General features: G+C 39.9%; 22 protein-coding genes and 1 tRNA gene. 11 read left to right on the top strand and 12 right to left on the bottom strand.

Annotation, left to right across the window (positions count from 1 at the left end):
• Positions 1–98 precede the first annotated feature (98 nt).
• The 5 genes from JMX89_RS04390 to JMX89_RS04370 all read left to right on the top strand — a co-directional run bounded on the left by JMX89_RS04390 (position 99) and on the right by JMX89_RS04370 (position 3860).
• On the top strand, positions 99–725 hold the full coding sequence (locus JMX89_RS04390; RefSeq protein ID WP_011513315.1) for an ATP-binding cassette domain-containing protein: 627 nt from the start codon (positions 99–101) through the stop codon (positions 723–725).
• Positions 726–858: 133 nt separating this feature from the next.
• The gene (locus tag JMX89_RS04385) at positions 859–1518 is read left to right on the top strand and encodes a CDP-alcohol phosphatidyltransferase family protein (RefSeq protein ID WP_011513314.1); all 660 of its coding nucleotides are present in this window, start codon (positions 859–861) and stop codon (positions 1516–1518) included.
• Positions 1508–2326, top strand: a complete 819-nt coding sequence (locus JMX89_RS04380; RefSeq protein ID WP_011513313.1) for a sterol desaturase family protein — start codon at positions 1508–1510, stop codon at positions 2324–2326. The genes JMX89_RS04385 and JMX89_RS04380 overlap by 11 nt, the downstream gene beginning before the upstream one ends.
• A gap of 274 nt (positions 2327–2600) precedes the next feature.
• A complete protein-coding gene (locus JMX89_RS04375) occupies positions 2601–3155 on the top strand; it encodes a carboxymuconolactone decarboxylase family protein (protein WP_011513312.1) in 555 nt (184 codons plus the stop codon).
• Between the two features lie 54 nt (positions 3156–3209).
• On the top strand, positions 3210–3860 hold the full coding sequence (locus tag JMX89_RS04370) for a DsbA family oxidoreductase (protein ID WP_011513311.1): 651 nt from the start codon (positions 3210–3212) through the stop codon (positions 3858–3860).
• A gap of 188 nt (positions 3861–4048) precedes the next feature.
• Here JMX89_RS04370 and JMX89_RS04365 read toward each other — a convergent pair whose 3' ends face one another.
• Positions 4049–4657 carry a TetR/AcrR family transcriptional regulator gene (locus JMX89_RS04365; RefSeq protein ID WP_011513310.1) on the bottom strand — a complete coding sequence of 203 codons (609 nt, stop codon included), beginning with the start codon at positions 4655–4657 and terminating at the stop codon, positions 4049–4051.
• 326 nt (positions 4658–4983) lie between these two features.
• On the opposite strand from JMX89_RS04365, the gene JMX89_RS04360 reads away from it, so the two are divergent.
• Positions 4984–5679 (top strand): haloacid dehalogenase type II, encoded by a 696-nt coding sequence (locus JMX89_RS04360; RefSeq protein WP_011513309.1) that lies wholly within the window; start codon positions 4984–4986, stop codon positions 5677–5679.
• A gap of 186 nt (positions 5680–5865) precedes the next feature.
• Positions 5866–6399, top strand: coding sequence for a DUF2058 domain-containing protein (locus tag JMX89_RS04355; protein WP_011513308.1), 534 nt, complete (start codon positions 5866–5868; stop codon positions 6397–6399).
• 113 nt (positions 6400–6512) lie between these two features.
• On the opposite strand, the gene JMX89_RS04350 is transcribed toward JMX89_RS04355, so the two are convergent.
• The 3 genes from JMX89_RS04350 to JMX89_RS04340 form a co-directional block, all read right to left on the bottom strand.
• A complete protein-coding gene (locus JMX89_RS04350) occupies positions 6513–8303 on the bottom strand; it encodes a potassium/proton antiporter (RefSeq protein WP_201531584.1) in 1791 nt (596 codons plus the stop codon).
• Positions 8304–8518: 215 nt separating this feature from the next.
• Complete coding sequence (locus JMX89_RS04345) at positions 8519–8854, bottom strand: GlpM family protein (RefSeq protein ID WP_201531582.1); 336 nt, start codon at positions 8852–8854, stop codon at positions 8519–8521.
• Positions 8855–9047: 193 nt separating this feature from the next.
• Positions 9048–10718 carry an alpha-keto acid decarboxylase family protein gene (locus JMX89_RS04340; protein WP_201531580.1) on the bottom strand — a complete coding sequence of 557 codons (1671 nt, stop codon included), beginning with the start codon at positions 10716–10718 and terminating at the stop codon, positions 9048–9050.
• Between the two features lie 252 nt (positions 10719–10970).
• Between JMX89_RS04340 and JMX89_RS04335 the strand changes: the two genes are divergently transcribed.
• From JMX89_RS04335 to JMX89_RS04325, 3 genes are all read left to right on the top strand, one after another.
• Positions 10971–11045: transfer RNA gene (locus tag JMX89_RS04335), tRNA-Gly, on the top strand.
• A gap of 1037 nt (positions 11046–12082) precedes the next feature.
• Complete coding sequence (locus tag JMX89_RS04330; RefSeq protein ID WP_201550951.1) at positions 12083–12799, top strand: hypothetical protein; 717 nt, start codon at positions 12083–12085, stop codon at positions 12797–12799.
• A 228-nt stretch (positions 12800–13027) separates the two neighbouring features.
• Positions 13028–13507, top strand: coding sequence for a hypothetical protein (locus JMX89_RS04325; protein WP_201550949.1), 480 nt, complete (start codon positions 13028–13030; stop codon positions 13505–13507).
• 130 nt (positions 13508–13637) lie between these two features.
• On the opposite strand, the gene JMX89_RS04320 is transcribed toward JMX89_RS04325, so the two are convergent.
• The 7 genes from JMX89_RS04320 to JMX89_RS12955 form a co-directional block, all read right to left on the bottom strand.
• A complete protein-coding gene (locus JMX89_RS04320; protein WP_201550947.1) occupies positions 13638–14054 on the bottom strand; it encodes a surface-adhesin E family protein in 417 nt (138 codons plus the stop codon).
• Between the two features lie 149 nt (positions 14055–14203).
• Positions 14204–16468, bottom strand: a complete 2265-nt coding sequence (locus tag JMX89_RS04315; protein WP_201550945.1) for a YfjI family protein — start codon at positions 16466–16468, stop codon at positions 14204–14206.
• Positions 16468–16683, bottom strand: a complete 216-nt coding sequence (locus tag JMX89_RS04310; protein ID WP_201550943.1) for a hypothetical protein — start codon at positions 16681–16683, stop codon at positions 16468–16470. The genes JMX89_RS04315 and JMX89_RS04310 overlap by 1 nt, the downstream gene beginning before the upstream one ends.
• Positions 16676–16924 carry a helix-turn-helix domain-containing protein gene (locus JMX89_RS04305; protein WP_201550941.1) on the bottom strand — a complete coding sequence of 83 codons (249 nt, stop codon included), beginning with the start codon at positions 16922–16924 and terminating at the stop codon, positions 16676–16678. Before JMX89_RS04305 ends, JMX89_RS04310 begins: the two co-directional genes overlap by 8 nt.
• Positions 16925–17067: 143 nt before the next feature.
• On the bottom strand, positions 17068–17865 hold the full coding sequence (locus JMX89_RS04300) for a hypothetical protein (protein WP_201550939.1): 798 nt from the start codon (positions 17863–17865) through the stop codon (positions 17068–17070).
• 174 nt (positions 17866–18039) lie between these two features.
• Positions 18040–19368, bottom strand: coding sequence for a tyrosine-type recombinase/integrase (locus tag JMX89_RS04295; protein WP_201550937.1), 1329 nt, complete (start codon positions 19366–19368; stop codon positions 18040–18042).
• A 473-nt stretch (positions 19369–19841) separates the two neighbouring features.
• Positions 19842–20012, bottom strand: a complete 171-nt coding sequence (locus JMX89_RS12955; protein ID WP_201531578.1) for a hypothetical protein — start codon at positions 20010–20012, stop codon at positions 19842–19844.
• 288 nt (positions 20013–20300) lie between these two features.
• Here JMX89_RS12955 and JMX89_RS04285 point away from each other — a divergent pair, with 288 nt between their 5' ends.
• The gene (locus JMX89_RS04285) at positions 20301–21662 is read left to right on the top strand and encodes a hypothetical protein (RefSeq protein ID WP_201531576.1); all 1362 of its coding nucleotides are present in this window, start codon (positions 20301–20303) and stop codon (positions 21660–21662) included.
• Positions 21663–21680: 18 nt separating this feature from the next.
• On the opposite strand, the gene JMX89_RS04280 is transcribed toward JMX89_RS04285, so the two are convergent.
• On the bottom strand, positions 21681–22748 hold the full coding sequence (locus JMX89_RS04280) for a helix-turn-helix transcriptional regulator (RefSeq protein ID WP_181210250.1): 1068 nt from the start codon (positions 22746–22748) through the stop codon (positions 21681–21683).
• Between the last annotated feature and the right edge of the window lie 150 nt (positions 22749–22898).

Here is a 22898-nt window from a genome sequence, read left to right as displayed (position 1 = left end):
AAAAATTTTTAAACTTCATTTATCTGTGTCTCTTTTATTTTGAACTGAAGATTTTTTTAACTGGCTATATTTTTAATTGACTACATAAAGGCCCTTTAATGCAATCATCTTTAGAGATAAAAAATCTACAGCTCTTTCGAGAAGATAAATTGCTCCTTCAGTTAGATGAACAGATTGAAGGTGGTGACATTCTCACTATCATGGGTCCATCTGGTAGTGGCAAGTCAAGTTTGTTAAATTGGATGACTGGCACCTTGCCGAGCGGCTTGAGTGCCACGGGTGAGGTTTGGCTACATGGTCAAAACATCAGTCACCTGCCCGCGCATTTACGCCATATCGGCATTTTGTATCAAGATGCGCTGTTATTCTCGCATTTATCGGTTGCAGGAAATATTGCTTTTGCAATGCCTAAGGGCAATAAAGAGCAGCACTTTGAACAAATAGCAGACGCACTTGATCAAGTGGGTTTGGCAGGTATGGAAAATCGACATCCCGATAGTTTGTCTGGGGGTCAGCAAGCCCGTGTTGCGCTGCTGCGTACTCTGTTAAGCGAACCTAAAGCGATATTATTGGACGAACCTTTTAGCAAACTTGATAGTCAGCTTAGAGCGGAAACCCAACAATTGGTATTCAGTCAAATCCGTCAGCATAAGTTACCTACCATCATGGTTACCCACGACCATAGCGATGCTGAAGCAGCAAACGGCAAAATCATTCGCCTTTGATAAGAAATTGTTTGTCTGATAAACAGCCTTTAGCTTTTGATAAAATAAAAAGCTTGATAAACAATACTTAGAAACCAGTATAAAAAGTGCGACTGCTTGCTTCTAAAAGAATGACGATACAAAAGGCAAAAATATGCTCGATAAGTTTATTACCCCCATCATCAAGCCTCTATTAGAGCCATTGGTCGTACTATTTTATAAGGGTGGTATTACCGCAAATCAGTTGACTGTCACTGGTTTTCTCATTGGTATGTTGGCGTTGCCATTGATTGCTTTTGAGCTGTGGAATGCAGCACTAATTGCTATTATATTGAACCGTGTTTTTGATGGATTAGATGGTGCACTGGCACGTTATGCTGGCCAAAGCTCAAGTGCGGGCGGCTATTTAGACATTACCCTAGATTTTTTATTCTATGCAGCGGTGCCACTCGGCTTTGTATTGGTTAATCCCGAGCAAAACGCTATTGTAGGCGCATTGTTATTAGCCGCCTTTATTGGCACTGGCTCTAGCTTTTTGGCCTTTGCTATTGCAGCTGAAAAATTCCAATTAGATAAGCCGCAATTTAAATATAAGAGCTTTTATTATCTAAATGGTCTCACTGAGGGTACTGAAACCATTGTTTTATTTATCGCCTTTTGTATTTGGCCACAGCACTTTGTGGTATTAGCAAGTATTTTTGCAGCGGCCTGTGCGGTTACTATTATGACTCGTATATATGGCGGTTATCATACGCTTAAACGGCTCGAAACCGATATACATAAGCCCATTAAGGAGGTCAGTAATGGCGAATGAGATGTGGTGGCGTTTGGGCTTTTTCTTTAGCATATTGGTCATTATGATGCTCATTGAGCATAGGCATCCCGCACGTCAATCACCAATTAAGAGTAGCACACGTTGGTTTGCTAATCTTGGATTGGTATTTGCCTCTTCTTTTGTTGCGCGTTTGGCAGTCCCCATTGGGCTGACAACGGTCGCCATTTATAATCAAGAAAACGGTATCGGTTTATTTAATTTAATTGAGATACCGAATATCGCGGCTATTATTTTAAGCTTATTGTTGCTTGATATGGTTATCTACTGGCAGCATCGTTTATTTCATCGAGTGCCGATTCTCTGGCGCTTGCACCGTGTCCATCACGCTGATTCGCATATCGATGCCAGCACTGGGCTTAGATTTCATCCTATCGAAATTGTCTTAAGCATATTGCTTAAGCTTGTTGTCATTAGTGTGCTTGGTGTCCCTGCTATCGTGGTACTTATATTCGAGATTGCCTTAAATGGGTTGGCTATGTTTAATCATGCCAATATTCGTCTGCCACCAGTGATTGAGAAGCCTTTACGCATGATTCTAGTCACGCAAGTCTTACACCGTATTCATCACAGCCAACGGGCCAGTGAGACCAACTCCAATTATGGCTTTAGTGTGACTTGGTGGGATTGGCTTTTTGGTAGTTATAAAAGCCAAGGATTCAAACCTGATCAAGCATTAGATATTGGTTTAAAAGAGTATCCCGATGCCAAGCAAAATGCCTCGCTATGGGGATTGTTGCTCATGCCTTTTAAAAATAAACCTTCTATAAATCAATCCAATCAAAAATAAATGCAGCATCTAACCATCACTAAACGGGTAATATGGACTATTAATTGCTAGCAAAACCTTTAATTGTTAACCAGCGTTACAAATATTTGAGCAATCATTCAATTTATATTTGAGTGATTGCTCAAAATCATTTATAGTGGTGTCAGTTATCAAGTAGAAGGTAATACCTTTACGATAATAAGTTTTAACTTTAATCACATATCATCATTGTTTTTCAACCTGAATGATTGAATAAAATTTTAATACTGTTACTAATACCAAATAGGAATTATATATGACTGACTTTACATTACATGACAAACAAAGCGCGCCAGCAGAAAGCACAGCATTACTTGATGTCTCAATCAATGCATTTGGTATGGTTCCAAACTTACATGCCGTAATGGCTGAAGCGCCTGGATTGCTTGAAGGCTACCAACGTCTACATCAACTGTTCTTAGACAGCAGCTTTGATGACGAAGAGACTACGGTAGTATGGCAAACCATCAACGTCGAGCATGAATGTCATTATTGTGTGCCAGCTCATACTGGTATTGCCAAAAGCATGAAAGTCGATGATGCTATCACTGATGCATTACGTGACGAGACGCCACTACCAACTGCAAAACTAGAAGCTTTACGTGACTTTACTCTATCTGTGGTTCGTGATCGTGGCAACGTCAATGATGACACTGTACAAACGTTTTTGGACGCAGGATTTACTAAGCGTCAAGTGCTAGAAGTGGTATTAGCAACAGCACAGAAAGTAATGAGTAACTACACCAACCATCTCGCTAATACACCAATCGATAAGCCTTTTCAAAAATTTGAATGGCACAAAGCAGACTAACAGCACAGACTAGTTGAGCAAAGAATTTCGTATAAAATCGAAGGAGATATTGTGATGAGTATAATAGCCCCACTGCGCATCGATATTGTATCGGACGTGGTTTGCCCTTGGTGCGCTATAGGCTATGGACAGTTGGCCGAAGCACTCAAAAAAACCAATACTGAGTACGAGATTCATTGGCATCCGTTTGAGCTTAATCCTGATACGCCGCACGAAGGACGAAACTATCGTGAGCATATCGCTAAGAAATACGGCTCAAGTCGAGAAGAATCTGATGCCAGCCGCGCTAAAATGACTGAGGCTGGTCGTGAGGTTGGCTTTGCATTTAACTTTACTGAAGAGAGTCGCACTTATAATACCTTTGCTATGCATCAACTACTGCACTGGGCCGATCAGCAAGGGTACGCGCATGATTTAAAGCAAGCCTTGTTCGCGGCTCACTTTACTCACGCTAGAGATATTTCTAACAAAGAAGTCTTAGCCGATATCGTGGCAGAGATTGGTTTAGATCGTAGTGAGGCGCTAGCGGTATTAGCAGACGAGCGCTTTGCTGAAGACGTCCGCCGTGCTCAGCAACAGTGGAGACAGCAAAGTATTCAAAGCGTACCTTCTGTTATCTTTAACCAAAAGCATCTGGTTAGCGGTGCTCAAGGGGTCGAGAACTTCAAAAGTATTTTGCAGCAATTAGCGGACATGCCACAATAGATGTATCTCTAATTAATAATAAAAACACACTGCAAAATTTAAAACTAAAAAGGCTACTTAATCTTTCAAGTAGCCTTTTTTTACACCTGCTATTATACAAATGACCGTTAATATCCATACTCATGTTCGATTTTTAGCTTAAATGACCATCATACTAGCGAACGTAAGCTTGGCCACTAGGCATCGTTTTAACCAACAGACTCATTATTGCGCAAGCTTTCTATAGAATACGCCATATCCTCTGCAAGCGCATGAACCGCCGCACTGTCAACATCGCGCTGAGCAAAAGCACGTAACCCCATAACCTCGGCTTGTAATCGACGGGCCAACCTCAGTGGATCGAGTGTGTCATCCAGCTCTCCTAGCTGCTGCGCTTCCACAAAACATGCGGCAAAACGCGCCTCCATACCCGCTAGTAATTTTTCAACTTTCTCTAGCGCTAACTGTTCACGGGCACCAAGCTCAAGTAAGCTTTTGACCAACATACATGCCCGACTGGGCAGGTTTTTTTCGCGGATACCGCCAAGCTGACGCATGTAAGCTGCCAATCCTAATAAAGGGGATTCATAGCTGGCTAATGTACGCTCAAGCTCCTTTAGCCCTGCCTGCGCATAGTAATCAAGCGCTTCTTGAAACAATCCGTCTTTATTACCAAAAGCGGCATAAATACTGCCTGGTCGCATGTCAAGCGCTTGCTCGATATCCTTTAAAGAGGTTGCATGAAAGCCTTTTTGCCAAAACAGCTGTATGGCCCGCTCTAATGCTTCATGACGATTATATAATGTGGTACGTGACATAATATTCCAATTTTTATCCCATGATTTTAGACAATAAAGTAAACATGGTTATACAATTTGAGTGACTACTCAATTTTATCTTGAATGATTACTCAAGTCCAGCTAAAGTAAGTTTACCGAATGTCTTTATTATATTATCAAACCTCACTATAGTCGGTCCTAAATAAAAGAAATACAAATGTTATAAGGTACTACTGGGGTTACTTTTTCTTGCTTGCTGTGCCTACGCAGACAGAGGCTGCGAATAATTAACCCCAGTAGCTCTGTACCCTTTTAAAAGTGGATTAGCTATAGTAAGGCTTACTTTTATTGCAAAAGGAACTTTTATGTCCTATATCTACTCAGCTCCGATTATCGTATTCGATGTCAACGAAACCTTACTCGATATCGATACGCTCACGCCCTTATTCACGCGTTTATTTGGGGATAATAACAGACTCCGAGAGTGGTTCGCGCAATTGGTACTTTATTCGCAAACCATGACTTTATCTGGTCTTTATACACCTTTTGGCGAGCTTGGCGTTGGTGCTTTACAAATGACCGCAGATATTCATGCCGTTACGCTAACAGAAGAAGATGTTCAGGAGTTTAAGCAGCGCATGAGTGAGATGCCAGCTCACCCTGACGCTATCCCTGCTTTGACCAAACTACGTGATGCAGGATTTAGATTGGTGACCTTGACCAACTCAGCACCCAGCGCCTCTCCGACACCGCTTGAAAAAGCAGGACTGAGTGAATTCTTTGAGCGGAATTTTAGTGTTGCAAACGTCAGCCAATTTAAACCTGCACCGGCGACATATCAGATGGTCGCTCGCGAGCTGTCCGTTGAGACCTCAGAGCTATGTCTTGTCGCCTGTCACCTCTGGGATGTCATCGGTGCTCAAGCTGCTGGCTGCCAAGGGGCTTTTATCACTCGACCTTATAACGCGCTACTTTCGGCACCCAATGTACCAAAACCCGACTTTATCGCTTCAGACCTCATCACCCTCGCTGAACACATTATTAAACATCAAAGCTCTTAAGCGGGTGAACAAGAATCTACGGCAATTATTCTAAAAAGGTATGTGACTCAATTATCTGACAAACGATTTTTCAATAAAAACTTTGGGATTGCCGTATTTGATGACATCTCTTGGCAGAATTTGTTACCATGACTGAAGACAATTTAGATCATTTCACTTAGTTAGTTTCATTTAGGTAATGCAGATATGGCAAAAAACGCCCTACAGGCTCAACTTCTAAAAGCAGGCTTGGTTGATAGTAAGAAAGCCAACAAAATAAGTAAACAGACGCAGCACGCTAAGCGCACTGGCGATGCATCGAATATCGAAGCTAAACAAGCCTTGGCAGATGCTCAAGCTAAGAAGCTAGAAAAAGACCAAAAGCTCAATCAAGAAAAGCAGCGCATTTTAGAAGAAAAGATGCTAAAAGCCAACATCATCCAAATGATTAAGCAGCATAAACTGACTGAGACAAACGGCGATATCAGCTATCAGTTTGTCGACGATGCCAAAGTCAAAAAAATCTCTATCACTCAAAAGCTATATGATCAAATCGTGGCAGGTCACGTGGTCATTGCTCGCTTAGATGACAGCTATGCCCTACTACCGCGCCCACTTGCTGATCGTATCGATTCAAAGATGACAGGCTTTATGGTGGTATCAAACGATACTGCAGAAGATGAGCTGGCAGAAGACGATCCATATGCCGCTTATGTGATTCCAGATGACTTGATGTGGTAATCACTGCTGTAGATAATACTATTGAAAAGCGCTATTGATTATCAATAGCGCTTTTCAATAGTCATCCCAGTCCCACTGTATCGTTTTAATACTGAAGTCACTATAGCAAAAAATCAAATCGCTTTAGCAAACTCCAAGTGCTTTAAACCAATCGTTCTTAGCTTTCCTTTATCGTCCACTTCTTTGATGACCAATGACCACTCATCACTGATAGCAACCGTATCGCCTGATACTGGCTTCATATCCAAATTGTCTATGACATACTCAGCGACCGTCTGCTCCCACATAATTTTTGAAGTATTTTCAGGTTTTGCCTTTAGCTTATCTACAAGAGACTCAGACGCCATGATATCGGTAAAAAAAGGCAAATCTCCAAGCTTCACACTGGGTGATAGCAACCAGTCGCCATAAAAGTCATCAATGGCTTTACGATCGAGTGTCGTATCATTGAAAATCTTGGCAATTTGACTGGCATGATTACCTCTCATCGCATACCAGACTCTATCCCCACATTTGAGCTTGGTCATCTCTTCGACCATCACAATGTATTGCCGACGTACCAAAGCAAAGACACTAATCTCATCAGGGCTGACACGATTAGAGATGCCCATCGGATGACGGTCAATCGCAAATGCACCAGACTTTACTTCAAATTCATATAAGGTAATGCTCGCTTTATCAGATACCCAAACTTCATGTTCTTCTTCTGGGTCTTTATTATTCGGAATACGTACTTTAAACAAATTTGCCATAATAGGAATGGTCGTGCCTTGCAAAATCAAAGACAAGACCACCACACCAAAGGCAATATCGAATAGCATAAAGGCACCATCTATCCCTGCCATAACTGGCAATATCGCAAGGGTAATAGGGACTGCACCACGTAAGCCAACCCAAGAGATAAAACCGATTTCTCTGTCTTTGAATTTAAAAGGTTTGACACTCGTATAGACCGCGATAGGACGAGCAACTAAAATCATAAAGGCGGCAATCGCCACTGAATAATACCAAACATCGATAACGTTCGATGGCGTCACGAGTAAACCTAGCACCACAAAAAGCACCGCTTGTGATAACCAAGCAAAGCTATCCATCACCCGCATAACATGCTCGGTTGAGCGTACTTTATGATTGCCAATCAGCACACCAGTGAGGTAAATTGCCAAAAACCCACTACCGCCAATAAGATTGGTCGCGGCAAAGACTGCCAAGCCAGCAGACATGATCAAAATGGCATACATACCTTCTGCCAAGTGGATTTTGGGTAATAGTCTTGCCAATAAATAACCAAACAACAAACCCATGCCCAAACCGAAGCTAAGCTGCTGTAATAGCAACCCTAAGAAGCCCAGTACTGTTTGCCCAGCGGGATCGACATTTAAAGCAATCAATCCTGTCACAAGCAAAATAGCCAACGGATCGTTGGCACCTGATTCTAGCTCCAATGTAGCTTGTACACGATCGTTAAGCTTGACACCGCCATTACGCAATAGCGAAAACACCGCTGCTGCATCAGTTGAACCAACGATCGCCGCCATCAATAGACCAAAACGCCAATCGACATCGAGTAGCCAAGTCACGAATACGCCCAGTATCATGACAGTAGCGAGGACACCCCAAGTAGCGAGTGTAACGGCAGGCTTAAGACCAACCCGAAACGATTTAAAAGAGGTACGTAGACCACCATCTAACAAGATACAAGCCAAAGCGGCTTGCCCAACAAAATTAGCAATAGCATATTGGGAAAACTCGATACCTAAGATACCCTCTTCACCAGCCAGCATTCCTACCATTAAAAACAGCAGTAATAAAGGAACGCCCAAACGCGCTGATAACGTGCTTGCCATGATACTGGCGAAAATTAACAATGCCCCTACAAGGTATAGGATATTTAATGTATCCATCTTTTTTTAAGCCCTATTTTATCAGTGATGACGAATGGAGTTATCGATATAGTCTGGTTATGAGTTTGTTGCAGGTAACACGATAAAATCGTCCTTAAGCATAACATCTACAACGGAATCTATAAAAATTATCTTTAGAAATAGTCACCTTAGCCTATATATATCAGTTAATAAACCACTCTTTTGCATCGTTTAAGCTGCTTTTTTAGTGACTACTAAGCATGAATGTATTGCCACGTAATCACTAAAATGGCCGCTGCCACTGTCCAAGCGACGGTGCCCAATAAAAGTGCCTTATATAAGCTGACATAGCTGATGCTAAAAAAGACCACGCAGGTATAAATAAGATGCGGGATGACGCCAAGCATACTAAATATCAGTGCAACCTTTAAATCAGCAGGGCTACGCTCTGTCCCCACAATAAAGTGACTAATCAACGTAAAAGTGGGGAAAAGTGGCGCAAGTGCCGCCAAATAGAAAAATCTGGTTTGCGCAAATAATTGAATTGCCAGTACCATTAAAGCGCCAATAAGCATTTTCAGCCAAATCATAATAGGGTATGTCCTTTTAAGTGTTAAGGACCGAATACAGCCCAACTTACCATGATACTAAAGTCTGCAAAGCGATATAAGAGGAACAACAGCTTAATTGACTTACACCATAAAAAGGCTCAAAAAAACCCCACTTAGCAATTCTGCTAAATGGGGCGATGACTGATAATTGTTGATGCTATTTGCGAACTAATTAATCATTTTTTGGCTTAAGCGCGGCACTGATATCGGCTAATAGTGGCGGGATATCATGCTTGCCAGCGATAACTTCCAACATGACCAGCTTGTCTTTTGCAGCAGCCGCTTGCTTGAGAGCCGTTTTTAACTCGCCTGCTGTCTCTGCTTTTAGTAGCAGACTATTATCATCATTGGCACCAAACGCTTTTGGCATCAACTGCCAGTCACATTTAGGAATGTCATTATAGTACTGGTTTTCACCATGAATCGCACGCTCAACGGTATAGCCATCATTGTTAATAAGTACAATCACCGGGTTGATACGTTCTTGAATCATTACCGCAATTTCTTGAATGGTTAATAAAGCAGAACCATCACCAATGAGTAAAATACTACGCTTATGCGGTGAAGCAATGGCACCACCTAAACTCGCAGGCAAAGTATAACCAATAGAACCCCACATCGGCTGACCATAAGACGTCACGCCTTCTGGCAGACGCACATCACTGATACCAAAATAGGCAGTACCTTGTTCTGAAAACACCAAGTTTTTATCATCGAGCGCATCGGCAATGATATGCCATAAATCATCTTGACGGATAGCCTCGTCATCCTTGCCATGTTGCTCATGCGGCTTCACTTCTTCACAGAACTGCTTCGGTACAATATTAATATCTGAAGTCATTACCTCATGCAGTGTTTTTAGAGCATCTTTTAGGGCAATGGGCGCAAAGTTTTTGCCTGCGATACTTGCACGCTCATAATGCAGATCAACCACCACGTTTTCATCAATATCTTGGCTAAAACCTGCAGTAGTAGTATCAGTATATTGCACACCAATTTTTATCAAACACTCACAGTTTTCGACCATATCCTTAACGACAGGACGCGATGCCACGCCTGCATAGGTGCCTGCCCAACGCTCACTATTTTCATCAAGCAAAGTTTTGCCCCACGATAACGTCGTATAAGGAATGTCAGTATCGGCAATCAAAGCCTTAAGCTGATTTTGCAGACCCAAACGATGCACCATCAAATCTGCCATGAGCGTCGTGGTTTTATTGGGTAAAAATTCTATCAGCGCTTGTTTAAAGTCTGCTAACGCCGCTTGGCTAGTAATATCTTCCTCACTATCGATAAGTTTGGTCGTCGGTGGATAAATTGGCGTTTTTGCTACATCTGGTGATAGTAATAAATAGCCTGGGCGATGCTTTTTGAGAATCAAGCGAATCACGCGGTCAATCTCTGAGGCAGCATTTTCAGGCGTAATTTGCGCCCGTGCTACCGTAACCGGTTCTACCATTTTAATAAAATGATTGAACACGCCATCACCAAGTGAGTGATGGATGCGACGCTTTGAATCTTGTAATGCTGTACTTGGCGCGCCTACGATATGAAGCACTGGCGCATACTCAGCAAACGAGCCTGCGGTGGCATTGATAGCGGACAGCTCACCTACTCCAAAGGTCGTCACCATCGCCGCAAACCCACGCTCACGTGCATAGCCATCTGCTGCGTAACCAGCATTTAACTCATTGGTATTACCTACCCAGCGTAATTTATCTGAGGCAAGTACATTATCTAAAAACGTTAGATTAAAATCACCAGGTACGCCAAATACCTCTGACGCACCTGCTTCTGCGACACGATCAAACAAATAATCAGCGATGGTGTATTGTTGACTCATACTACTTATCCTTAAGTGTTATGTTTATTAATCATAAATATGATAAAAGTAATTATAAAACTGCATTCCAGCCTATTTATAGAAAGCAAAGCTTTTGGAATATAGATTATAACAATCTGTTATAATATAGATAGACGATGCGATAATATGCCAATTTACTATCTTTTGCTTTTTTTCATACTAGCTGTTGACACACCAAAAAAACTGCGTATAATACGCCATCATCAACTGACGATAGTTAATTGATAATTAGCGGGAATAGCTCAGTGGTAGAGCATAACCTTGCCAAGGTTGGGGTCGAGAGTTCGAATCTCTTTTCCCGCTCCAAATACTTAAAAAGCCTCACTTAACAGTGAGGCTTTTTTTTGTCCGTAATCTATTGTTTTTATTGATAATTATTGAGACACTATATTAAATGGTAGCCAGTTTGGTAGCCATTTTTGCTGCTAACGTGTGTAATAACCGCCTACGATACTTGTCGCGAAAGTATAAATTAAACATCATTTTACCTAGTGGATCATCTTTTCTATCTTGCCTACGTTCCAACGCCAAGCCACTGCTTAGCAACTTTGTTTTGCTAATAGTGCATGACAAGGCAATCTTATAGTCATTTTCGCTCAATACCATTCGCCTAGCCTATTCTACTTCATCGAGTATGCTATCCAGTGTAATAATACAATATGTTCTATCCCTCATAGTCTGCCCTACATCTATTATTGCTGATTGCTTGCATCATTGCACCGCATATCTTTTGCACTAGGTTATCATGCTCAGTCACTAGCCTGTAGTAAGTCGTAAAGTGCATATGCTTTGGTCTGCCCTGATTGCCATGCGCTATACCTGCTTGCCAGCCTAAACGGCTTCTAATAGCCTCAACACGACTAAATAGACGGTCAATAGGCTGCTTTAGCTGCGAGCCATAATTAGCCCCTGTGCAATGCCTACAAACGTAAGTATGAACACAATACAAAACGCTTGTACGCTTTGAGCATGACGGGCATAAAAACCAGTGACGATAGCCCCCGTAATTACAAGCCGTTCTAGATAAAGTGATGTTGTAGCTGTATGACTTGCCACGATAGTTATAATTCATTCGCAAGCTATCAGCATTGCTATCTCTCAACTGGTCACGATAGCTGGCTATCCTTAATTTTGGATAATGACTTAGGTTTGGCACTGTAGCAATGGCTGGCATAGTTCACCTCATATCTAAATCATTAGTGAAATTCACTTTTATTATAACATAGTGAGTTTTTTTAATTAAAGACCTAAATAATTTTTACCTTGATGATTAGCTTGCTAGAACCTAGTATTGCACTTACCAATCGACTAGAATCAACTAAATTCAGTTAAGTAGATAGCATATGCGCGATAAAGTAATTAGTATAATAATGTGGTTAGTGGCTTCTCTTATTTTACTTATGGCACTAGGTATCTTAGTTGGTTCTTCTGCTAATAATATTTTAGGGTTTTTGATAGTGCTATTATCAGCAATAATGTTTACACCGCTGATTCAAAAAGTAGTAAGAGTAAAAACTAAAAAAGAGATTAAACCAGAGATGTATTTATTGACTGGATGCTTATTGTTCTTAGCAGGCGTTACTGTGAGTATAGGTAATAATGAACAAATAAAAGTGACAAATGAAAAAACAAGAGCTATGAATGAAGAAAATGGCTCAAGTGTGCAAGAATCTAATGAGGATAAACAAGTCGATGAAGATAGCATGAAAGTTGAAGAGCAAAGCCAACCTGAACCTATAGCTGAAGATGTAGTAGAAACTATAAATGTAGAACAGTCTGAACCAATAACAGGAAACACTATAAGCGATAATGAGGAAAGCATTCAATCAGGTGTAGTTAGCCAAAGTGCTGATGTGGATTTTGCTACTTGCATGCAGCAACAAAATGAGATGACAGCAATGCTTTTATCTAGCGGTAACTATAGAGTTATACCTATTGTGCAAACTGGATTTTTATCAATAGTGAGGTTCTGCGCGAATGACGGTTCGGTACTTCATACTTGCAGTGGAGAAGATAGGAAAATGGTTGTTACTATGTCGCCAAACCAAGAAGGCTGTTGAGTAATTGGCTATTTAAAGCACTAAATTTTGTTCTAAAAACACCAATAAAGAGTACATAATTATCAATCATAACGCCAATCTCAACTTATCGTAGGCTTTTGATTTTTAGAGAATTTAAAATTTTAATTGTTTTAACTGAAATTTTAAAAACTAAGTAAACCAATACCTTAGAAAAATAAGTTGAGAGTGGGGTCAATCATAGTGTATTTTAATAATGAGAGGGTTAAGATGAAAAAATTATTATTAGCAGGAATTATGTCAGTTTTGGCATTTAGTGCAAATGCCAATTTATGGGACTACAGTTTATCAAAAAACGACTTTGATGGCGATACAAGATCTGCATCAATCAAGCCAGATAGTAGTGAAGTTGAGCTAATCCTCATAAAAAATGAGGATCTGAATAGTGATAAAAAATACACCGTAGTTTTTTCCTTACCGTTAGGTGTCTTAACATCTAATTGCAAACTATGCGAAGTAAGAGTCATCGCTGATGGAAAGGAAGTAGAGCCGATTAAACTGTTAGCAGCGTCAAGCTTTAAGAATTACTTCTTGTATAGTGGTGATGAAGCTTTTGTAGATTTATTTAAAAATAACAAAGTTATAAAAATTCAGTTACCAACATCTAGAAATAGACAGGATCTAAAAGAAACTCTCACGTTCACACAGACTAAGCCATTTAGTTTGAAAGAATTAGATGCTGCTAAATAAATTCAAAGTCTTCAAAAACCAACGTAATAACTATTCTCAGTCAATAGAGTATCTAAATAAATAAAACGATAAGCAACAAAAGGGCGCTATTTTTAAATAACGCCTAGCTATTGGAAATTTCATATTATTTTCAATAGCACATATATTCTAATATAGATTCTCCTATAGTCTCTGGAAAAACCATATTCAATTTAGATTCAGTAAAATACTTATCTTGATATGAGCTTATAACTTCATCTTTAAAGCCATAGGTGATATTTGCAACACTTCCCAAAGCTCCCTTATTACAGTCCGCTACCATAAGAATTTTAGAATAGTATTGTCCTTTTTTTCTAAGCTCATGATTATTGATATAAGTGGATTGAACGAACGCAGACACATAGTTATCGCGACTATAAGAGTTTATTTTATAAGGTTTAACAGAATCAGAATCTATGAAAGTTTGCACTTTTTTATCATTAGATTTCCCCAAATCTACCCAGTTAGCAGCACTTGCTGATACACTGAAAACTCCGCCAAGCAAAACTGTAATTAATATTTTGACCATGGTAATTATCTCTTGTTAGCAAACTATAGTATTGAAATATAATAGTAACATGTAACTACATTTTATGAACCTAAAGAGCTTTATTTCCAAATAAAAAGGACGTTATTTTTCAATAACGCCCCATAGTTGCACTGCCAAAACTGACGAAACTAAATAAACTGCTTTAATTTCGGATTAATCCAGTAGCGTTCTGTTGGTCTGCCACCTTGCCCTGTGCTGTTCACTACCTCATAGTTAAGCCAGTCATATTCTATCAATACGTCCAGCGCGGTTTGCACTGCCTCATCATCAGTCAATCCTTTCCAGTTCTTGCGCTTAAGACTTCGAGCCGTAAAGCCATGACTAACCCAGTTGGTTTTGTCGGTTTTGTCACTTGGTTTTTTAAGCATTTCTAATATTTTCTTTGATAATAAAGATGCTTTGAGGTGTGAGTTATCAGTAATACAGCTATACACTCTGAGCATGTGTGTCTCTAGCATATCGCCCCACGCAATGGCTGCTTGTAGTGCATTAAGACTAACGCCACCCAAAAGGCTACGATGCTCTATACAATCCACTAAATGAAAGATGAGTGCTAATGCTGGTATCAGTCTGCCATACTTCATAAGATGCTGTGCTATGACATCATGTTCAGCATTATCTGCCTTGTCGTTGAGATCATCAAGCCAACTCATGAACACTTTGTAAGCATCATCAGTAAAACGAAAATGAGGACGTTTGTAAAACTTGTTAGCTTCATTCGCGCCATACCCTTTTAGTGTACCTATATTCAATTCATCAGCGGCTATAAATAAACTATACACAGCATCGCGACTTTCTTTATCAACGGCCATATCCTTTTCTTTAGTTCTCGGTAATGGGTCAGGATACACCATCATTTGAAAGCGTTGTATTAAGCCATCATTACCCAATCCGCGCATGGTCTTTTCTAAGTACATCTCTAATTTATCGGGTTGTATGCCACCCATAACTGATACGCAATGATTTTCAATGAATAGTGATCCACGCATAATCCTATCCACCGTATAGCTGCCAGTACCGTTAAAGCCTTCCAAATAAAACGATCTTGCTTGCTGTTCGCTATCTTTTTCAAGACTGGCTAAAAATCCTGATAGCTCATCACGATATTGCAATACACCATTGTTGTTTTGATTCTCAATCTCTCCTAATTTCTCTACCGTAATATCACTGACCATGTGGCGGCGCGGTATGGGTATATTTTCATCTTGCTGCTTACTTTCAGCTATAGCAGCTGCTTTTTGATGAATAGTCTCCTCTGTTATTTTTTCGGTTGAGTCGGTATCATCATCTTGGCTGGCTAGTTGTTTAGCAAGGCTTTTCAGTGCATCGCTCTCTGCCTTTGCTTTGGCTGTGTTTATTAGCGTTTGTGTGGCATGTTCTTTCATATTTGACTTGTGGGCTTTCATTGCTTTACTGATTAGATTATCAATAGGTTTCATAGCATTGTCCATTGCTGGACTTTTCTTGCTCGATGGTTGCCCAATAACTGCACCCCATAGGTTCGGTATCACTTGCCAGTCATCATGACGCTTTGGGAATATACTAACCTTTGTACCAATAACACTACCTAGCGCCACTACTAGCGGTACTGCTACAAATTCAAGCGGTACGCTTAAACGATTAGCTGTGTTGATAACGTAGCTATAGAGCGTTTCGGGCAGCATGTTAGGTGTTATGCTGGTCACTGGCGGTAAGGTATGACTAATCGGCTTAGGGTCTGCCCAGTCGTTGCCCTGTAAGTCTATTAATTGCGTATCATCATAAGACAATACTTCTGTATAACTTATATTCTGCTCAACGTGTGACAGCATACTCAAGACAGGAATAACTAATTTGACGTTCGTACCTGCCAGCTGCTTACTTAACTTGTTTTTCTCCTCTAAGGTTGTGAATATAGTTACTTTGGTATCTTGTGCAAAATGCTTCACAGTGTCAGCAAATAGCCAGTCATTAGGGCTCACTATTATCGTGATTTTATCGCCTATAAAGTAGCTGGCTAGCTCTATACCGTCATGTAAGTTATTAACTGCTACTATCTCATAATCACTATCTAGCCTGCCAATGATGAACGCGCATGATGGGTTAGTATCGGTAATAATAGGCTTACTACTACTGTTAGGTGTAATACAAATAAGGCTTACTGGCTCATAGTCTTTGTTATGTAAAACTAGCCCTATGCTGTTTTCAGTTTCTAACTTTTCGCCTACATAATCGCCTTGATTTGGGGCAATTCTAGTATTAATATATAACAAGCTTTCAGGTTCTAAAATGTCGTGTAACTTCGTTAGCAAGTCATCACCTGCCAGCGTTTCTACTGTTGCTGGTGGATAATCCCCTAAGATTCCAGTTAAACCCACCTTGCCGTGGGTTTTGTTGTCTTTAACGTCTGTCATTATTGCCCCCCTTTGGTATCGTCATCAGGCAAGCTATCAATTATTGCTTGTAGGTGAATACACTCATCATCAATATCACTAGCCAGTATTTGCATATTGTATTCAAAGTCGCATGGACTAATATTTTCCTCTAATTGTGCGGTCATTATTCTTGTCGTTAACCATCTGCAGTGGTCAAGGTTTTGCACCATGTCTTTAAGTTCGGTCTTATTCATGATTAAGCCCCTCATTAGTAGCGTTTAGATATTCCACAATGTCGCTACCTTTGAAGTAGTAAACGCCATTGATAGATAACGGCTTTGTTATCGTGCCAGTTTTGATCCAGCGTCTAATGGTTTCAGGGTGTTTTTGGAATACATCGGCTATCTGCTTAACCTGATATAGCTCTTTTGGGTTCGCTAATAGGTAAGCTAGGTTTAGCTTGTTGGTGGGTGCTGCGTGGGTAGTGTTAGGCATTGCCTTAACTCCTTAACGGTTGTGACTTAATGTCGTTAAAGAGATATTATTGTAGGTAGGCGTTGTAAGGAATGTTTATGCGTGTATAGCGCATGGTATGCCTGCATAGCGTGTTGTATGCCTGCATACCACAGTGTGAAAGGTTAAGAAAAATCGCCTTTGTTAGCTTCGCTTAACCATCGTTTGATAGTGTCGTAAGATGGGGTTTTATCTGTTTCAATATTCTGCTTTATATATTCGGCTGTTTCAGCAAAAGTAGTAAAGTTCTTTTGATCCATAATTTCTAGGTATTGTTTCTTTTTTTCAGGTCTAGTTTGATTATGCTTTGACCAGCGATTATCGGCTGCTTTTTTACCTATAGCTGATGCTGCTGCTTCCATATAACTTACTTCATCAAAACTAACATTAGTCAATGCACCTCCATATATCAAGATTGCCACTTCATGATGTTTGCAAGATATATGATAAAAGCCAAGATCATAGGCTAAATAAGATAAGCATCTATATAAAATTATTCTTAGTATTTCAGTTAAATTGCAATCTAATAACCTAATCTTTTCTTCTATTACATACCTCTCCAGTAGCTCATTCACTAAGTCATTATCATTTGCGTATAATACAAAATTACGCGCTATATTTTTGAAAGCAGACATCGCAAAAATATTCAAACTACACTCGCAGTCATAGTCACAGCCACAATCAGGGTCACCACTAAAATCATTATCTTTTTTATAATCTAATTCGGATTGTTGTACATAACGACCTATATATAACTCTATATGCTCTATAAAAGATAAATTATTTTTGGACTGGTTTTCATTGCAGTTTATGTTATGCAAAATTGCGTTTGCAATAAGGTCATTAGAGGGCATTGATAAGTTAATTTCAAATGCTGTATTCAATAATTTATACTGACGCGCTTCATATTCTTCATCACACATAACCATGCCTTACTTGTCACTCATACCTTGATAAAAAGGTGCAAGGCAAGCTACCTAAGGCATGAAACGGTAGCGATTCGGCTAATTAATCCTAGCCTTGCATTAGACATGATAGCCCGTAAGCTATCAGAACTGGTTAAAAACTATCTAATATGGGGTTTTGACAGTGTAGCTTTAGCCGTGTTTCTGTTTATCGGCTTTCTTAAAGTCTGCATGAATAACATTATCAAACTTGCCAGCTTTGATCGCGTCTAAGTAGTTCGCCCATGCTGTCATCATATTAGCTTTTTGATGTAGTAAATCCATACGGCTATAAGCAGTGCCATAAGCGTTAAGCATGCGGTGACCTAGTGCCAGTTCGGTTATCAGTTCATCATAGCCTAGTCGCTCCATTAGCATGGTTTTTGCGCTACTTCTAAAACCGTGTGGGCTGTGAATGTCTTTATAACCTTGCCCTTTGTTCATTAAGTCACTGTTTAATACTTTATTCACTTCTTGTGTATGGTGATAGGGCTCTTTTTTGCGTCTAGGGTTATGAAATACATACTCGCTATCACCTGTAAGCGGTTTCATTTTCTCTAATATAGTAATGGCTTGCGGTGCTAGTGGTATAACGATACTGGCCACCATATCGCCCCTATTGCCAGACTTTTGCGGTTTAAACTCCCATTGTTTTTTAAGCCAGTTAACATCACTCCATTTCATAGTGCAAGCATCACCAATGCGAACAAACGTAAGCGATAATAATTGTAATATTCTTTTATTATAAAGCTGGCTTGCATCGTCTAGCTGGTCAATATCTCTTAGCAGTTCGGCAAACTCTTTAGGGTCTGTTAATGATGGGCGGTGTTGTGTTTTGGGGCTTTTAAGCGTTCCTTGTAGGTCGCTTGCTGGGTTGTACTCAATAATCATATGGGCCTTAGCTATCTGTAAAATACTTTTAAGTATGATCTTAGCCCTTAGCCCCTTGTTGAGATGCGTTTTTTGTATATCTTGAATAAACCTTATAACGATACTTGGCGTTATATCTGTTACTTTCATATGCCCTAGTTTTTGTTTGATGGGCTTAATCAGTAGCTGATTGTTATATATCGTTTTTGCGCTCAGGTTCTTACTATCCTGTAATGCCTGCCACTCATCAATAAAATTATTAAGTATGTTTTGACGATCAGTTATTTCTTGCCGTTTCTGTGTTTCTTTATTCTCTAAAGGGTCTATATCTTTGGCTAGTAGTTGCATATTTTCGCTGTGATATTGACGGGCATCGGCAAGGCTTAACGCTGGGTATTGTCCTAGCGTCATATAAGGGCGTTTGCCAGTAATTGGGTGGGTATAGCGATGTCTAAAATCGGCTGTAGCGTCTGGGCTATCTTTATGCGGTCTAACTCTTAGCTCTAAGCCCTTATAGCCAGCAATAGGATAAATAGTTGTCTTGCCAGCTTGAGTAGCTTCTCTTATGACCTTTGGTATTTGTGAGTCTAGTTTTATCTCTTGCTTTGCCATTGCCTTAACCCTTTTTGATAGCTATTCTGGTAGCCACTTTGGTAGCCATTTAAAATGTTTTATATTATAGAATAATGTTGTACGTTGTAGTACATGATATATCTATAAATGCTCAATATCAATAGATTAAAGGCTTTAACGGGTTCTTTTGTTATTCTTTAAGTTATGAAGTTGTATGATGTAAATTTAAAAAAGCCTCTTAACAGTGAGGCTTTTTTTTGTCGAATTTTCAGGGTTTGTAGAGAAATTCTCGAAATATCTTTTTGAATATAGTTAAGTCTAACTACTCAAACAGAAATCCCATTTTCATGGCGGTGCCCATGTGGTGCCCAAACTGTGCCCTGCCCTAAAACCTCACATACATAACTGAACCATTACTTGAGTAGACGGTTGAGCTCCGCCTGGGCTTCAATCCCAGCAGCCTTACGTACAATCTCATTGGCTTGCTTGAGCTCTCTGCATTCGTGTTCAAGCTACTTTATGCATTGATCTTGGCTTTGAGCTTGTACCGAGGCAGGAATAGTTTGCTCGATATGCTTTTTATGCCATAAGCGCAGGGTCTCAGGCATACAGCCAATCTTTGACGCTATGGCTTGAATGGCTGACCATGTGTAGGGATAGTCGCTCGACGCTTCAATCAGCATGCGAACTGCACGTTCTTTAATCTCAGGAGTGTAGGTTTGTCTTTTTGTTGTCGTATTCTCTCAGAATGTTGAGTCTCCGACAATCCCGAGGCGGTTTATTAACTATCTAAATTTTGAACTTCTAAATTAGTTTTCTATATATTAATAAGTAGTATGACCCGAATTGACACAGTGAACACAATAGTTGACCCGAATACATCTACTGGATAAATACCCCTCATGTTAAATTTATTATGTTAGCCAGTAAAAGGCTGAACAGGGACGTAATAATGATAAACAGGAGTATTTATGCTTAATCTAACAAAGCTTACTTTAACCACTGCAATAATCATTAGTATGGGATTATTGACCGCTTGTAATGATGACGATAATGGAACTATTACCACTATTATTCCAGATCCTAATTTACCTGAAGAGGATGTTAAAGGTTGTTTCTGGGGTGGACCATATAGTATCGACAACCCAGATACTAGCTTCGCCTATCTTGACTCAGGTGCAACATATTGGCACGCGAAATACAGTCTGCCTGAAGGATCAAGTTTAAAACTCAGTGGCGAATTTCCTTTCGCCCGTTATATGTCTTTCAACAGTTATCGACAAGACGATACTCCTGCATTCGCCTTGAGAGACCAGCAAATAAAGTCGAATATCGGATCAACCAATCCGTTCATTCAAGGCGCTCAGCGTAATGGCGATAAGCGCAGTTATCAAATTGAACTGGCTGCTGGCGAAGCACCGATAATACCGCTAGATAATACTCTATACGACTACACTCACGAAAATGGTGAATCACTATTATTGTATCGCGTTTACGTGCCAGATAAAGGAAACGATGCTACTGGTGGCGTAGGCTTACCCACTCCAGAACTTACTTTAAGCAATGGTGAAGTGTTAAAAGGTCAAGCGGTGTGCGACACCCTTAAATCTGATCAAGAGCCAATGAGGAATCCCGTAATTCCCGAACAAACTTACGCTCAGCTTCGCCAAAATAATCCTGCGAAAGAGAACCCTATCTGGCGTGCACTTTATAGCGTTCAGTTTAGTCTCAGATGTGGATTTTTGGGACAGTGTGATGGCAATCCACCAAGACAAGTTGGTTGGTTCGCTAATTTGGACAATCAATACGTTGGCACTTATATAGATAGAGACATTAAACCTGTTGTCGTCATACGCGGTAAAATTCCAAAAATAACCTCAACATTAAATGGTAATGAGATATTCGATGAAAGCGAGTCTCAGCTACGCTATTGGTCTATGTGCCAAAATGAGTATTACTCTCAAAAAGTAACGGCTTGTTTATACGATGAACAAGTCGATATAAATCCTGATGGTTACTATACGATGGTTACTAGCTTACCTTCTGATCGCCCTGTTAACGCCACTGATGAATGCGGCGTAGGCTTTTTACCTTGGTCTGAAAAAGGCGATGGCTTCTCTATTATTCCTGGTAGACAAGATCATAAAACGGACGGTCTATTACTGATGAGACATATGCTGCCCGCTGCTGATTTTGAGAATGCTATTCAAAATACCTCTGTGACTGGAGACGAAGCAGAAGTGTTAGGAGAGTTCATGCCAGCTATCCAGTATTTTACCAAAGCAGAGTTCGAAGCATTAGGTTGTGATGCTTATGCCTCATTGCCTCAGTAATTGACTTAGCTTATTGATTTAGGAATCACTCCGATGGAGTTTTTGATAAGCCATCGGGGTCATTGCATACCACTGCTTAAATGCTTTAAAAAATTGACTACTAGATTGATAGCCTAATAAAAAAGCAACCTCGGTGACTGATAGATGCTGCTCTAGCAAGTATTTATCAGCCATTGTTTTGCGAGTAGCTAATAGTATCTGTTGAAACGACATATCTTCTTCTCGTAAACGCCTCTGCAGGCTACTGACGCTCATATTCAATACTTGTGCAACTTGTTCACGAGTAGGTTCGTTCAATCCCATAATAGTGGTTAATATATGTTGGCAACGTTCTGTATAACTTAAGTTAGGAAACTCTTTATCTAACATGTTGTGCAACGGACCAATAAAAAAAGTGTTTTCTAATATTTTTCCAGACTGGGTAACCAATATGGCGTTAGATGGGGAATTGGTTTTTAGAGTGTAATATAAACTATTCGTTGCGCCAAATAGTTCGGCAGATACTCCTAATAGTTTTTTATAAAGCTCTATATCATGCGAGGATCGACGATAGAATAGCGTTAATTTTGTAGGCTTTACTGGGCTAAAGCTAGCTAATATTTTATGCACAGCAAGCATCACGCCGTCAATCTGATGATGACTAAACTGCTCTGGCATACTTGGCTTAAAATCTAAGCGTAAGAGGTTTCTCTCCTCAATTAAGCATACCTGTATGGACTCAGTAATTACCTTAAAATATCGAGCAACCAAACGGCAAAGTACAATAAATGGAATCTGTATATCAGCGTTTAATAAAGGATTAATGCACAGTTTTATACCTTGGTATAAAGGTAAAGACTTTATATCGACCAGATCCATGACCTTTAAGCCCAAATAATCCTCCTGCAAAGTATGTGCAGCCAAATTGATCTCTTTGGTTACGACCTCAAGAGGGACTCTGTCGCCATCGAATTTATCTAAATCAAGGGCTTGTAACATAATTTCAGGTATATCGTGAAAACGGTTGATTTTAAATAAATATAAAGCCAATGCTTTTCTGTTAGAGAGAACCATACTTTTATGAACACTGAATTGATTGTCTTTCATATTGGTTCTCTGAAAAATTTTTGGTCGGGCTGATTTATTGTGCCACTAAACGTCAATCTAACAAAGATAACTGAATAGTGCTATTGGTCATGTATCAACTGATGAGTTTAATGAGGTCAATGTACCTCTGTGTCATTTATCAAAAAAAGG

Source organism: Psychrobacter sp. DD43 (assembly GCF_904846555.1).
GTDB classification, from domain to species: domain Bacteria; phylum Pseudomonadota; class Gammaproteobacteria; order Pseudomonadales; family Moraxellaceae; genus Psychrobacter; species Psychrobacter cryohalolentis.
The sequence above is the reverse complement of the archived record's forward strand: the minus strand, read 5'-3'. Positions and strand labels throughout refer to the sequence as shown.

Coding starts and splice junctions, on each gene's coding strand:
- JMX89_RS04360 (WP_011513309.1), top strand. CDS start 4,984: ATGTCCTATATCTACTCAGCTCCGATTATCGTATTCGATGTCAACGAA.
- JMX89_RS04305 (WP_201550941.1), bottom strand. CDS start 16,924: ATGCCTAACACTACCCACGCAGCACCCACCAACAAGCTAAACCTAGCT.
- JMX89_RS04350 (WP_201531584.1), bottom strand. CDS start 8,303: ATGGATACATTAAATATCCTATACCTTGTAGGGGCATTGTTAATTTTC.
- JMX89_RS04310 (WP_201550943.1), bottom strand. CDS start 16,683: ATGAATAAGACCGAACTTAAAGACATGGTGCAAAACCTTGACCACTGC.
- JMX89_RS04390 (WP_011513315.1), top strand. CDS start 99: ATGCAATCATCTTTAGAGATAAAAAATCTACAGCTCTTTCGAGAAGAT.
- JMX89_RS04320 (WP_201550947.1), bottom strand. CDS start 14,054: ATGGTCAAAATATTAATTACAGTTTTGCTTGGCGGAGTTTTCAGTGTA.
- JMX89_RS04330 (WP_201550951.1), top strand. CDS start 12,083: ATGCGCGATAAAGTAATTAGTATAATAATGTGGTTAGTGGCTTCTCTT.
- JMX89_RS04345 (WP_201531582.1), bottom strand. CDS start 8,854: ATGATTTGGCTGAAAATGCTTATTGGCGCTTTAATGGTACTGGCAATT.
- JMX89_RS04325 (WP_201550949.1), top strand. CDS start 13,028: ATGAAAAAATTATTATTAGCAGGAATTATGTCAGTTTTGGCATTTAGT.
- JMX89_RS04340 (WP_201531580.1), bottom strand. CDS start 10,718: ATGAGTCAACAATACACCATCGCTGATTATTTGTTTGATCGTGTCGCA.
- JMX89_RS04315 (WP_201550945.1), bottom strand. CDS start 16,468: ATGACAGACGTTAAAGACAACAAAACCCACGGCAAGGTGGGTTTAACT.
- JMX89_RS12955 (WP_201531578.1), bottom strand. CDS start 20,012: ATGCTGATTGAAGCGTCGAGCGACTATCCCTACACATGGTCAGCCATT.
- JMX89_RS04300 (WP_201550939.1), bottom strand. CDS start 17,865: ATGTGTGATGAAGAATATGAAGCGCGTCAGTATAAATTATTGAATACA.
- JMX89_RS04355 (WP_011513308.1), top strand. CDS start 5,866: ATGGCAAAAAACGCCCTACAGGCTCAACTTCTAAAAGCAGGCTTGGTT.
- JMX89_RS04380 (WP_011513313.1), top strand. CDS start 1,508: ATGGCGAATGAGATGTGGTGGCGTTTGGGCTTTTTCTTTAGCATATTG.
- JMX89_RS04285 (WP_201531576.1), top strand. CDS start 20,301: ATGCTTAATCTAACAAAGCTTACTTTAACCACTGCAATAATCATTAGT.
- JMX89_RS04280 (WP_181210250.1), bottom strand. CDS start 22,748: ATGAAAGACAATCAATTCAGTGTTCATAAAAGTATGGTTCTCTCTAAC.
- JMX89_RS04385 (WP_011513314.1), top strand. CDS start 859: ATGCTCGATAAGTTTATTACCCCCATCATCAAGCCTCTATTAGAGCCA.
- JMX89_RS04365 (WP_011513310.1), bottom strand. CDS start 4,657: ATGTCACGTACCACATTATATAATCGTCATGAAGCATTAGAGCGGGCC.
- JMX89_RS04375 (WP_011513312.1), top strand. CDS start 2,601: ATGACTGACTTTACATTACATGACAAACAAAGCGCGCCAGCAGAAAGC.
- JMX89_RS04295 (WP_201550937.1), bottom strand. CDS start 19,368: ATGGCAAAGCAAGAGATAAAACTAGACTCACAAATACCAAAGGTCATA.
- JMX89_RS04370 (WP_011513311.1), top strand. CDS start 3,210: ATGAGTATAATAGCCCCACTGCGCATCGATATTGTATCGGACGTGGTT.